The following is a 14,125-nucleotide window of genomic DNA, read 5'->3' on the forward strand; positions in this document are numbered from 1 at the left end:
CAGCAATTGTGCGCAAGATTTAAAGTGCCCAATCTTGTTATTGTTAGAATTGCAATAAGTGTTCCAAGTTTGTGCCAAAAGGCAAAAGATTCAGTTTTAATGTAGAAATTTAAGTTGTTGATGCTGCTGCAGCTCATCCAGTGAATTAATGCTGTGAAAAAACAGGGCACGATTTTTAAAACTTGCCACTTGAGCGTGCAAGTCGGCAAAACAGTGTTTTAGACTGCGCTGTTTTTGTTCGAGATGACTGATGAAGGTAGGTAGACTACTGCGCTTAAGCAGACAAAATGGATACAGGGCCGTACCATTAATTTCCACATAGGCCACCTCTGCCAGACTGTTTTTCGCCAAAACCTGATGCAACTTGAGTAGAACTCGTGAAGGGATATAGGTCACATCACAAGGGACAAATAGCACATAGTCGGCCTGTACATGTGCCCAGGCACTTTTCATGCCCATCAGTGGACCTAAAAAGCCGCTTTCATCATCCTGATAGCAATGAATACTGGGAATAATTTTCTGGTAAATCGAATCATCCCGGTGGCTGTTAATCCAGACATGCGCTACATCGGATTTTAACTGTTGATGAATTTTGATCAGTTGAATCTGATCATCAAATTTCTGCAACAGCTTATTGATGCCATTCATGCGCCGTGCCTGCCCCCCGGCTAAAATCACCAGATCGGTGCTCGGATAAACAGCATTTTTTAAGGTTTTTCTCATTCTACCGCCTCCATTTGACAGGCTTTAATCAGACCACGAATTTCAGGCAGACATGAACCACAGTTACCGCCCGCTTTTAAACAGGCAGTGACCTGTTTTTCATTGGTTATATTTTTTTCTTTAATGGTTTCAATAATGCGGTTTTTACCCACCTTAAAACAGCTACATACCAATGGACCTTCATTATTTGCCATCGACATCGGTTGTCCGGCAAGTAATGCCTTGCGGTGCATGGCACTTAAACGTTCACGTTTAAACAGGCTGGCGACCCAGTCACGATCAGGCAATAAAGCCTTGGGAGCAATATATAGGCTAGCAATCAAATGCCCATCTTTCAGCACCACACTGTGACTGATATGGGCAGTCTGATCTTCAATATTCAGCCATTCAAAACTTTCATCCTGAAATGGTAATAGCTCTTTTAACTGCTCTGTGGTCTGGGTAAATTTTTTACGGTCGGCCAGTTCATAACGCACAGCCTTGGCGGTGATGATTTTGGTCCACCACACCATATTCTGAATGGATGATTGCACAATCTTTTCAAAGCCCTGACGTACATAGAGGACGCCTTGCCACTGATTGTAAAATGGCTGGATGATGACTGGGGTATGCTTAAATTCAGGCTCACCGGAAATGGCATCCACCACCGGATTGACTACTTTGCCAATCCGTGCATCGGATGCGACCTGGTCATTCCAGTGAATCGGTGCAAAAACCTGTCCACGACGGATGTTGTCACTGACTGTGGCGCGTAATATACAACTCCCCCATTTCGATTTGACTTCCACCAGCTCGCCATCTTTGGCCCCGTATTTCAAGGCATCATGTGGATGGATTTCACAAAATGGCTCTGCGCGATGACTACTTAAATTGGCAGATAAACTGGTACGGCTCATGGTGTGCCACTGGTCACGAATCCGCCCGGTATTCAGCACCAAAGGAAATTCGCTACACACCTGATTGACGGGATTAACTGCGCTAATGGCAATAAATTGGGCTTTGCCATCCGCATGACTAAACTGACCTTTGGAATAAAGTCGCGCTACACAACCATCTGCCTGATGTTTAGTCCAGACCGGCCATTGCACCGGTTTTAGGTCATCATATTGATTAAAGGTTAAATCTGTTAAGCCGTTTAAATTAAAATAGCGGAAATATGGCGTTATATCGCACTGGCTTAAATCTGCATTTTGATGTGCCGATAAACGGGCATGTTCCAGAAAAATGTCATGGCTATTGTTAAAATCAAAACCGCTAAAGCCCATGCGTTTTGCGACCTGACTGATCGCCCACCAGTCGGCTTTAGCCTGTTCTGGCTCTTCTAAAAATGCACGCTGTCTGGAAATACGGCGTTCAGAATTGGTGACTGTACCATCTTTTTCACCCCAGCCTAAAGCCGGTAACAGCACGTCGGCATATTGTGTAGTGTCGGTGTCTTGGCAAATGTCGGACACCACCACAAATTCACACTTGTCTAAGGCACGTTTGACCTGATCGGCATCGGGTAAGCTCACCACCGGATTGGTGGCCATAATCCAGATGGCTTTAATTTTGCCACTTTCTACCGCATGGAATAGATCAACCGCCTTAAACCCAGCCTGCTTGGCGATATAGGGACTTTGCCAGAAGTTTTGCACCAGCTGTTGATGGTTTTCATTTTCCAGCTCTAAATGTGCTGCCAGCATATTGGCCAATCCACCGACTTCACGACCGCCCATCGCATTCGGCTGACCAGTCATGGAAAATGGCGCTGCACCGAGCTTGCCAATTTTTCCGGTGAATAAATGGCAGTTGATTATGCTATTGGCTTTATTTACCCCTTGTGAAGACTGATTCACCCCCATGGAAAACAGAGTCATTACTTTTTCAGTTTGGGCAAATTTCTGATAAAAAACTTGCAGTTTTTCCAGTGAAATACCGGTACGTACCACGACATCTTCAATGGACGATTCAGTTTGGCTGTGGATCAAAGCTTGCTCTAAGCCGTGGGTATGTGCAGCAATAAAATCTGGGGCAGCATGACCATTTTGCGATAGATATTGCAATAAGCCGTTAAATAACTTGACATCCTGCCCCGGTAAAATCGGCAAATGTAAGTCTGCTGCTTCACAGGTGCTGGTAAAGCGCGGATCAATCACCACCACAAACAGATCACGTTGCTCTTTGGCTTGCATGATGCGTTGATACAATACCGGATGACACCATGCGGTATTGGAACCCACCAGCACCACCATGTCGGTATGTTCAAAATCTTCATAGCTTGCCGGTACAATATCTTCACCGAAAGCACGTTTATGTGCCGCAACTGCGGAAGACATGCAGAGTCGTGAATTGGTATCGATATTGGCTGTACCGAGGTAACCTTTAACGAACTTATTCACTACGTAATAGTCTTCCGTCAGCAATTGCCCGGACACATAAAAGGCAATACTGTCACGACCATATTGATCAATGCATTGCTGAAACTTATTGGCAATTAAATCCGTTGCAGTATTCCAATCGGTCTTTTCACGCTGATTTTTTCTGCCCAGCATAGGATAAAGAACGCGTGTTTCAAGCCCCAGGGTATCGGCCAGATTACTGCCTTTAATGCACAGTTTCCCGTAGTTGGATGGATGATTAACATCCCCTGCAACCGACACTTTTTGCCCTAAAGCAGTGTCCTGCACAGTCGCAGTGACACCACAACCTACCCCACAATAGGGACAGGTGGTATTGGTGATTTTGGTATTTATTTCTGTGGAGCTATGCAGTTCCATAACGGGAATACTATTCATGGATGCTCCTTTCTATCGAATAAATTCACTTGAATAATTTCTTCTATTTTCCAAGCTATCTAAATCTTTAGAGTTCACGTAAGCATGTATTCTGTCGAGGTGGCATGGATGCCACCGTTTCCCATCATTACAGGACGTAATGTATGGGAAACAAAGATTTTTGTTACTTTTGATCTTTCAAAAGTAAGATCATGCCTACGCAATTACTCTTTACTTATTAGTGCAAAGTGTGGCTGTGCAAATATTTAAAATTGAACAAATACCACTTATGTGATTAGCCTGCTTTCTTTAATGCAAAATCTTTACCAAAAAGCAATTTATTACGAATATTACTGATTGGCGTTTGATCAGAAATCAGTTCTGCATACCAGGTACCATCTTCAGTATCACCAAACAGCACTGCACCAATGACTTTATCTTTTTGAATAATAATGCGTTTATAAATCTGACGTTTTTCATCATTCAAGATAATGTCTTCGTAATCGTCCTGTGGTTCACCATTTTCTAAATCAATTCGACCCGCTGAAAATACATCACAGCCACTGACCTTGAGCTGCGTTGGAACTGTCGGTGCTTTAAAAGTTAAGCTGCCGTGTTCGGCCAGATGTGAGGCACAAATAAAGGCTTGACCCCAAAGTGGTTCAACCAGACCGAAGGTTTGATTACGGTGCTCAATACATTCACCCACCGCATAAATACTCGGATCAAAGGTTTGCATGGTGTCATTCACCATCACACCACGGTTACAACGTAAGCCGGCACTTTGCGCCAATGCCATATTCGGACGGATGCCCACAGCAAAAACCACCAGATCAGCATCCAGCACCGTTCCATCTTTCAGCTTGATTTGGGTGACATGACCCTCTTCGCCAATCAGTTGTTCGGTATTGGCTTGAGTCATGATGTTGATGCCCTTGGCTTCAATACTTTGTTTTAACAGGCTGCTTGCACGACTATCCAATTGACGTTCCATAATCCGGTCCATCAAATGCAAAACTGTCACATTCATGCCGCGTTGTTTCAGACCATAAGCCGCTTCAAGTCCCAACAGACCACCACCAATCACTACTGCATTTTGTTTAGATTTGCAGTATTCCAGCATGGTATTGACGTCATAGATATCTCGGAAACTGATCACACCTTTTAAGTCCGAACCCGGAATTGGCGGAACAAAAGGTTTAGAACCTGTCGCCAGGATCAAGCGATCATAATCCACCACTAGGCCTTTTTCGGTATAGACCTGTTTACGTGGACGATCAATTTTGACCGCAGCATCACCGGCAATAAAACGGATATTTTTGTCACTATACCAGGCATGCGGATGCAGCATGATGTCATCAATGGTTTTATCCCCTGACAGCACCGGTGAAAGCATGATGCGGTTATAGTTACCCCATGGTTCTTCACCAATCACGGTCACTTCATAACGTTCAGGTGCCATATCCAGCAAATCTTCCAGACAGCGCATCCCCGCCAGGCCATTGCCCACCAACACCAGTTTCATTTTTTCTTGAGAAGTGCCGTTATTGGTAATATAGGTTTTTTGCGGTGTTGGGCTGACCCAGACCTTGCCATTTTCAATCTTGCTTGGAAATACCAGCAGTTTCTGGTCTTTATCTTCCAGACAGCGTCCAGTTGCCAGACTGAAATGCTGCTTGTAGATGGGAGATGCCACCACACGTTCACCTTGTAAATCTCCAATAATGCCACGCGACATCACAAATGCCTGACTGAACGGATCCTGGTTACTTAAAGCATAGACCCGTTTTTCATGACCAACACGGAACAGTGCAATTTGCTGATTTTCAATTAATGCAGCCACACCGGTATTCGGGGTAATGTCATCCAAGGCACAAATTTCCAGCCATTGCAGCTCGTTGGTTTTATTCATCTCTTTAAATATTGTCATCTTCTTTCTCCTTTATTCTTTTAAGCTTCAACAACAGGGATACGCGTCACATCACGTTCAGCCTCGGTTTTTGGGCGGATTTGACCGCGAACCTCGGCGAATTGGATGTGTGGATCGTTTTGTTGTTCAACTTTTGCATTGATAAAGGTGACGAAGCGTTTACGGACTTCCGGATCTTCCACCGCAGTACGCCATTCATCCTGATAAGTACCGACCACATGCTGCATACGGCGTTCCAGTTCGGCTGCTACACCAAGCGAGTCATTCACCACCACATCTTTTAAATAATCCAGACCACCTTCCAGGTTGTCACGCCATACCGAAGTACGTTGCAAACGGTCTGCAGTTTGGATATAGAACATAAAGAAGCGGTCGATATAACGGATTAAAGTTTGCGTATCCAGATCCGATGCCAGTAGTTCTGCATGGCGTGGTTTCATGCCGCCATTCCCGCAAACGTATAAGTTCCAGCCTTTTTCTGTAGCAATCACGCCCACATCTTTACTTTGTGCTTCGGCACATTCACGGGTACAGCCAGACACCGCCATTTTCAGTTTATGTGGTGAACGTAGGCCTTTGTAACGATTTTCCAGGAAGATGGCCAAACCAACAGAATCATCCACCCCATAACGGCACCAAGTACTGCCGACACAGGATTTAACAGTACGTAAAGATTTACCGTAAGCATGGCCTGACTCAAATCCTGCATTGATGAGTTTCTCCCAGATTTCCGGCAGTTGATGCACTTGCGCACCAAACATGTCAACCCGTTGTCCACCGGTGAGTTTGGTATACAAGCCATATTCTTTGGCAATTTGACCAATGGCAATCAAGCCCTCTGGTGTGACTTCACCACCTGCCATACGCGGTACAACCGAGTAAGAACCATCTTTTTGAATATTCCCAAGATAATAGTCATTGCTGTCTTGCAGGCCGGCATGGCTTGGCTTCAGCACAAAGTCATTCCAGCAGGAGGCTAAAATATTGGCTGCAGTGGGTTTGCATATATCACAACCGAGTCCATGACCATGTTGCCCAATCAAATCATCAAAGGTTTTGATTTCATTGACCCGAACCAGGTGATACAGCTCCTGGCGTGAATAAGCAAAGTGTTCACAAAGGTGATTATTTACCGTTACGCCTTGGCGTTGCAGTTCAGACTTCAATACTTGTGTGACTAAAGGTGCACATCCGCCACAAGCAGTTGCCGCTTGGGTACATTTTTTTAGTGCACCCAGTGAGGTTGAACCCTCGGCAATCGCACTGCAAATATCAGCCTTAGACACGTTATTACATGAACAGATGGTGGCACTGTCTGGCAGTAAATCAACACCGCTGCCGCCTGCTTTGGCTGTTGATTGTGTATAGCCCGGCATAATCAGGCTTTCCGGATTTTCCGGTATCGCCAAGCCATTCAACATCATTTGCAGCAGGTCGTTATATTCCTTAGCACAGCCCACCAACACAGCCCCGAGTAGCTTGGTTTTTTCGCTATTCACCACAATCTTTTTGTAGATCATGGCATCTTCATCGGCATAGAAATAGCTGAGTGCATTTGGCGTCATGGCATGTGCATCCCCCACAGAGGCTACATCGACACCCATCAGTTTCAGCTTGGTACTCATGTCTGCGCCGGCAAATTCATTGCAGGCTTGATCCATGACATGCTTGGCGGCAATACGCGCCATGTCGTAGCCTGGCGCAACCAGGCCAAAAATTTTGTTTTGCCACAGTGCACATTCACCAATCGCGTAAACATCTGCATCGGAAGTTTGGCAATAATCGTTAATCACGATACCGCCACGCTCGCCAATGGCGAGTCCACTTTGACGCGCCAATTCATCCCGTGGTCGAATCCCTGCAGAAAATAAAACGATATCGGTTTCAAGTATTGATCCATCGCCAAATTTCATCACATGCGTAGTATTTTCACCCGCTTCGATGCATTGCGTGGCTTTTTGGGTATGAACTTTTACTCCTAGATTTTCGATTTTTGCCCGTAAAACCTTACCGCCCAGGTCATCAATTTGCACCGCCATCAAGCGTGAGGCAAATTCCACCACATGGGTTTCCAGGTCCAGGTCACGAAGGGCTTTGGCTGCTTCCAGACCCAGCAATCCCCCACCGATCACCACGCCAGATTTTGCATTTAGGCTGGCAGCGCGGATGGCATCTAAATCTTCAATGGTCCGGTAAACAAAACAGTTTTCACGGTCATTGCCGGGAATAGGCGGTACAAAAGCATATGAACCCGTTGCAAGCACCAACTTGTCATAACTAATGACATCCCCCTGATTGGTGCTAACCGTTTTACTTAAAATGTCGATGGCAGTGGCTTTGGTATTTAAGCGCAGATCTATTCCGTAGGCATCGGCAAAATCTGAACGACACAGGGTTAAGTCTTTGGCGGATTTTCCAGTGAAATATTCAGTTAAATGTACGCGGTCATAAGCTAGACGTGGTTCTTCTGCCAGAATCGTGATTTCAACCTCATCACCTGCATATTCTAAAACCGATTCGATAAATTTGTGGCCCACCATGCCATGGCCAATCATGAGCAGTTTCATCGTATTGATCCTCAATTCTTTAAAAACTTCTTTCAATTTATTAATTTAAGCTCTGGATCTAAGCGTATTGATCCGAGGAATTTTATTGTTGGGCTTCAGCCAGACTGTTGCGTTCCAGCATGGCCTGTTCATAAAGCTGCTGTTCTTTTTCTTTGTGCTCGACCGAGAAGCGAATCATCAACACACAACTAGCGGCAATCACCACCAAGCCACCCAACACCATTAACGTGGTTTGAATATCCAGCATGCCTTTGAGCAAGAAACCTGCAGCCACGGCACCGACATTACCGCCTGCACCAATAATGCCGGCCACACCGCCTAAAGCATCACGGTCAATGAAAGGCACCAGGGCATAGGTCGCACCACAGGCCATATGGGTAAAGAGTGCAAAAACTGTCATGGTCATGATGGCCAGAACTGCGGTGTTCATTTGCGAAAATAAGATCAGGAATAAGCCTTCCATCAGAATCATGCCGAATAGCACTTTGGTACGTCCATCCAGACCTTTTCTAATTGCCACTTTGTCAGAGATGATGCCACCCAAGGCACGGGCAAATAGGGCCAGCAGACCGAAAATCCCTGCGGCCATGCCGGCTTCTTTTAAGCCAAACTGAAAGTTGTTGACAAAATACAAAGCGATAATGTTATGAATGAAAATCTCGATACCAAAGCAGGCGGCATAGGCGCCAAATAAAATCCAGACCCGGTAGTTGCGTGCTGCATGCATCAGAATTGCCAGACCGCCTTTTTTATCGCTGCCCACTTGCACGCCTTGTGCCCGCAGTTCCTTAAAATTTCCTTGCGGGCAGTCTTGGGTGAATTTCCAGTACAGTGCACCTACAATCAGCATCAGTACACCCGGAACAAGCAGGGCAATTCTCCAGCCCATGGCCTGTTCAACTCCGAACATCACCAAGGCAGCAAGTAATAAAGGCATCAGGGCTTGAGTTGCACCGCCACCGGCATTTCCCCAACCTGCTGATGCAGCATTCGCAGTACCGACTACATTCGGTGCAAACATGATACTGGTGTGATATTGGGTAATCACAAAGCTGGCACCAATGGCACCAATCAATAAGCGGAAGAAAAGAAAGGATTCGTAACTGTTGGCAGAAGCCACACCAAACACCGGAATACTGCCGATCACCAATAATGCAGTATAGGTTTTGCGTGGCCCGTATTTATCACATAAAGGTCCCACAATTAGGCGAACCAAAATGGTGATGGCTACAGCGGCAATGTTAATATTGGCAATCTGGTCTTTAGTTAAATAGAACTCACCGGCAATGACGGGCATGAGCGGGGCACAGGCAAACCAGGCAAAGAAACAGACAAAAAATGCGAGCCAACTCATATGGAAGGCCCGCGTTGCTGCGCTACTGAAATTGAAAAGACTTATTTTTGTTGCTTTTTTAGCATTTAAATTTGAAGACATAGCCCTCTCCTTCCTGAACTGAACGTATGGTTTTATCTGTCATGCGGATAGCTGCACAGCAGATTCGATCAGAACGGACGTCTTTGGCCGTCTTACAATTTTTTAGAGTCGTCTTTGACTCACCAGAGATGTAGCAATGCGCGTGCCAACAACTCAGAAAAAATTCTAAGTTTATATTTTTTATAATTTTTATTTTTATGTTTATAACTTTTCAATGCCAATAATGGGCTGCTTCTCTATCTTTAACTATGACCTCCTGACTCAGCTCAACAATGATTATGCTTCCTTGTAGCGCATTTTTGCATTAAGACAGTGCGCCCTTTGCTCACCGTTCCTTGGTTCAGTGAACTTTTATTGAAATCATAATGATTTAACTCATTTGGCATTTTAATTGCTTTAAATGAATTACGACTTTTTCTTTCAGGCATGGCCTGATGATATTTAGCCCATATGCCAAAACTCAAAATCGCACTGATTGATGACGATCAAGACCGTGCCCATTACATTCAAGCCTCCCTGATCGAACACAATTTCGAGGTCGTGGCCTGCATTAGCGCGGATCATTTAAACATGTTCCGTCTTGAACAGTTGCATGCCGACGTGATTTTACTGGATATGGATCATCCCCATCGTGACATCATTGAAAGCTGTGTCAGCCAGTTCGATCTGCCCACAGTACTGTTCACTAAAAACAGCCACAAAGACACCATCAAAAACGCCATTGATGCCGGGGTTACGGCGTATATTGTCGATGGCATTGACCCATCCAAACTGGACAGCATTTTAGAAATCTCGATTGAACAGTTTAAAAAACATAAAAAATTGCTCGGCGATCTGGAAGACACCAAAAATAAGCTAGCCGACCGTAAAGATGTGGAGAAAGCCAAAGTATTGATGATGCAATTGCACCATCTTACTGAAGATCAAGCCTTTCAGTTACTGCGTAAAAATGCCATGAGCCACCGTATGACCATTGGTGAAATGGCACGGCGTTTACTGGATGCACAGCAACTACTACAAAGCCAATTGAAGGATTAAGCCATGCCAGATTTAGAAAAAACTCAAATCCAGATCGGCTATATTCCTCTGCTGGATTGTGTGGCCATTCTTTGGGCCAAGCAGCGTGGTTTTTTTGAGGAAGCGGGTTTAGAGGTCACGCTGGTGAAGGAAGCGTCTTGGGCCAGCTTAAGAGACCGGTTGGCCTTTGGTTTTTTAGATGCTGCACATTGCCTGTCTGCCATGCTGCCTGCCGCAGCACTCGGTGAAGACCAGCTCGGTATTCCACTCCAGACTGCCTTGGTCTTAAGTTATAACCGCGCCTTTATTAGTCTGGGGCAGAAACTGTGCTTTGATCTGAACATTTCCAGTCAGGACAGCGCACAACAATCTGCACAAAAAATCGTCTCTGCCCTACAAGCGCAAAAAAAGATTCAATTTGCCCATGTCTTTAAGCAGTCGATTCATCATTATTGTCTCAGAGAATGGCTCGCCCTTGCCAATCCTGAAATTGCACGAAATATAAAACTGGCCACGCTTCCCCCACCCTATATGGTGCAGGCATTAGCCAATCAGGTCATTGATGGTTTTTGTGTCGGTGAACCCTGGAACAGCCAGGCTGAACTACTGGGAATCGGTCAAATTGTCGCTTCCAGTCAGGACATTATTCCCCAAGTGGCAGATAAGGTTTTGGCAGTCACCTGTGATTGGGCAATGCAACATCCAAACACGCATCAGGCTTTAACGCAGGCCATTCAAAAAGCCCAGCAAGAACTGAAAGATTTACAGGACTATGCTGACGTTTGGCAAATGCTGACCGAGTTCAATATTGTGCAATTTCAATGCTCAGACAGCATTCATGTACAAAAATTCCACTCCATTCAAAATATTATCCGCAATTTTGTCGATGAGACATCTGTGCCAAAGGTAGATGATTTTAAATGGCTGACCCAAAAAATGCTGAAATGGGATAACCCAATTCACTTGAATGATGCGGTGATTGAAAACATCAGCCAAAACTGTATTTTATCTTTGACGAAATAAGGCAGCATCCGCATTGCCCCCGGCCACAAAAAATAATCAGAATGCTGGGGTTAAGCCATTCATTTTGATTATTTTATCGCTGTAATCCAGTTTTATGGGTTATTTTCATTTCTGCGGTTTCCCACAAATTTTCTCCATATTTTTACGTTATCTTACGCAAAATTACATAGGGAACATCGAATAATGAAACGCATACAACCGCGTTGGCAATGGAGCACCCTGAGTTGTGCACTGTTTAGTTTTATCTCCCCAAGCTGGGCGGCTGACACGATTAGCGATGCCACAACAAACAGCACGGTTGCTCAAACAGCCCCGGTACAGACACTGGCAACCCTAAAATTTCAAGCAACGCCCGCCCAAGCCAAAGACCCGGATATCAGTGCGGTGGCGAAAACTATTGTCACGCGTGAAGAAATGCTGCAATTTGGTGATCAATCCGTGAATGATGCCTTACGCCGTGCCGCCGGTTTTCAGATGCCCACACCGGGACAAGGTCCACGTGGGGGTGGCGGTGCTTCAGCTATGCGTTTTCGTGGCGGTGGTGCCCCGGTATTTTTAATCAATGGTGAACCGGTTCAAGGTGGCCCACGCGGTGGCATGTCGGTTGTTGACAGCATCACGCCAGACATGATCGAACGGATTGAAATTACCAAACAGCCAAGTGTCGTTCAGGCTTCTGTGGCCTCTTCCGCCGTCATCAATATTATTCTGAAACACCCCCTGGATCATGCCCGCATCAGCGGAACTATCCGTGCAGGATATGGTTTGGCAAAATCTGACCAAAAAGAAGAGGAACGTAAAAATATCAGTGTTCAGGCTGATGGCCGGGATAATGCCTGGTTATACAGCCTGTCTGCCAACCAGATGTGGAATGACACCACTTCGATCACCCAGACCCAAAACAGCAGCCAAACAAGCGAACAAAAGCGTATTACCGAACGCAAGTCGCAAATGCTGGCACCCCGTGTTGAATATGAACTGGATGACCAGCAAAAACTGGTTGCCGAACTGTTCTATCGCAATAATGAAAGTGACGGCAGCCGTGGCGATCAGACGCAAAATGACAAGAATGACAGCATCCGTTTAAATACCCGTTATGAACGTAAAGACAAGGATAATTCCGACAAAATTCGTCTTTCAGTCGAACAGCAGAACGAAACCGAATCGACCCGGTCACCGCTCTTCAGCAGCTATACCGATGAAACCATCCATGAGTATGGTGTGGCTTATGATGGTGTGCGTAAATTTGATAACACCCGACAACTGAAGTTTGGTACGGATATTCGCTCGAGTGAACTTGAGAGTAATATTACCGATACACTCGATGAACAGCGTTATGCGCTCTACACCGAAGGCAGCTGGAAGTTTACAGACCGGCAAACCGTGACTTTAGGTGCCCGTCAAGAATGGATTCATCGTTCAGGACTTGTGGATTATAGTGACAGTCACTTAAGTCCAGTCTTGGCACACCGCTTTGATTTTGATGATCACTGGTCATTACAAAGCAATATCAGCCAGGCATTCCGCAGTCCTAAAACCGACCAGCTGTTACCTACGGTTTCTGTTTCTACCGATAGTGATGCCGGCAGCCTGAACAATCCGGATCGTGGTGGAAACCCTAATTTACGTCCGGAAAAAATAACCGCCTTTGAATCCACCTTGGGCTACAACACTCCTTCTGGCGGTATTAATATTACGGCGTTTCAACGTGAAATTGAAGATTACATTGAGAAAGTGATTCGTCAAGAAGGTTCGCGTTTTGTAGAACGCCCACAAAACCAGGACAATGCCACCACCTATGGGGTTGAAATTGCTGCTCGTTATGCCTTAAAGCAAACTGAAAATGGGCATGCATTGATGTTGAATGGTCAACTGTCGACGGTACGTGCAAAAATTGAAGAGACCAATCATCAGCAACGTTTAGCCAGTGATGTGGCACCTTATACAGCCAGTGCCGGTTTATCTTATAACTATCAACCTTGGCGTCTTTCCAGCAGTGTCAATCTGAACTATGTTCCTGAATTTACCCGTGCCCTAGATAACCAGCCCTATGACCGCACCAGTAATGAACGGGTCAATGTCGATATCAGTGTGAGCAAACGCTTTGATAATGGCTGGGCAACGACCTTGAGTGCACGCAATATCTTGAGTACAGATTATAAAGAACGTTTAACCAATCAATCTGATAGCAGCCTGTATGAATCACGGGTCAATCAGGCCATTCCAAGTGTACTCCTCAGTGTAGAAAAAAAATTCTAAACGGGAAGATAAAAACCGGTGCCAGTCACCGGTTTTTTACATCCAGATAAGGGTTATATTTATGCTCAGCGGAAAAATTTAATCTTCTGGCCGTTGCCAATTTTCTATGATTTCTCAACCAGTCAGGATTTTTAGCTTTACCCTATCGCCGCCCTCAAAACTGATATTCGGGCTTAAATATCAATCCGATGCTTAGGGCTTTTTAATGGTTGATCACCTGAATATGATTCAAACATGCTAAAGTTCGAGAACCTCTTAGAACCTATCCAGAATATTTTCTATGCAAACGTAGCCTTAAAAAGGCTAAATTAATGAACTGAAGGCTCGTATTTAGGTGCTTTTCACAGTTTTTCCAGAGCCTTCTGCATTTTTCTAACCAAGCAAATGATCTTTCCACAACCCAGCGTTGTGGAAT

At 45.2% G+C, this 14,125-nt stretch carries 9 protein-coding genes; 3 read left to right on the forward strand and 6 right to left on the reverse strand.

Features of this window, described 5'->3' with window-relative positions:
- Positions 1–96 precede the first annotated feature (96 nt).
- From FTT83_RS05675 to FTT83_RS05695, 5 genes are all read right to left on the reverse strand, one after another.
- Entirely contained in the window at positions 97–723 is a 627-nt protein-coding gene (locus FTT83_RS05675; RefSeq protein WP_180176351.1) for a molybdenum cofactor guanylyltransferase, read from the reverse strand.
- Positions 720–3,500: a nitrate reductase gene (locus FTT83_RS05680; RefSeq protein ID WP_180080929.1), complete on the reverse strand. Its 2,781-nt coding sequence runs from the start codon at positions 3,498–3,500 to the stop codon at positions 720–722. Before FTT83_RS05680 ends, FTT83_RS05675 begins: the two co-directional genes overlap by 4 nt.
- A gap of 274 nt (positions 3,501–3,774) precedes the next feature.
- Positions 3,775–5,409, reverse strand: a complete 1,635-nt coding sequence (gene nirD, locus FTT83_RS05685; protein WP_180176352.1) for a nitrite reductase small subunit NirD — start codon at positions 5,407–5,409, stop codon at positions 3,775–3,777.
- A 20-nt stretch (positions 5,410–5,429) separates the two neighbouring features.
- On the reverse strand, positions 5,430–7,976 hold the full coding sequence (gene nirB / locus FTT83_RS05690; protein ID WP_180176353.1) for a nitrite reductase large subunit NirB: 2,547 nt from the start codon (positions 7,974–7,976) through the stop codon (positions 5,430–5,432).
- Between the two features lie 82 nt (positions 7,977–8,058).
- Positions 8,059–9,411, reverse strand: coding sequence for an MFS transporter (locus FTT83_RS05695; RefSeq protein WP_180176354.1), 1,353 nt, complete (start codon positions 9,409–9,411; stop codon positions 8,059–8,061).
- A 450-nt stretch (positions 9,412–9,861) separates the two neighbouring features.
- Between FTT83_RS05695 and FTT83_RS05700 the strand changes: the two genes are divergently transcribed.
- The 3 genes from FTT83_RS05700 (at position 9,862) to FTT83_RS05710 (ending at position 13,710) form a co-directional block, all read left to right on the forward strand.
- Positions 9,862–10,449, forward strand: a complete 588-nt coding sequence (locus tag FTT83_RS05700; RefSeq protein WP_166168079.1) for an ANTAR domain-containing response regulator — start codon at positions 9,862–9,864, stop codon at positions 10,447–10,449.
- Positions 10,450–10,452: 3 nt separating this feature from the next.
- Complete coding sequence (locus FTT83_RS05705) at positions 10,453–11,451, forward strand: ABC transporter substrate-binding protein (RefSeq protein WP_180176355.1); 999 nt, start codon at positions 10,453–10,455, stop codon at positions 11,449–11,451.
- A gap of 183 nt (positions 11,452–11,634) precedes the next feature.
- Complete coding sequence (locus FTT83_RS05710) at positions 11,635–13,710, forward strand: TonB-dependent siderophore receptor (protein ID WP_180176356.1); 2,076 nt, start codon at positions 11,635–11,637, stop codon at positions 13,708–13,710.
- A gap of 262 nt (positions 13,711–13,972) precedes the next feature.
- Here FTT83_RS05710 and FTT83_RS05715 read toward each other — a convergent pair.
- Positions 13,973–14,125: transposase (locus tag FTT83_RS05715; protein WP_180043364.1), on the reverse strand; the 153-nt coding region annotated here is incomplete at its 5' end.

The organism is Acinetobacter sp. YH01018 (assembly GCF_013420295.1).
Classification (GTDB): domain Bacteria; phylum Pseudomonadota; class Gammaproteobacteria; order Pseudomonadales; family Moraxellaceae; genus Acinetobacter.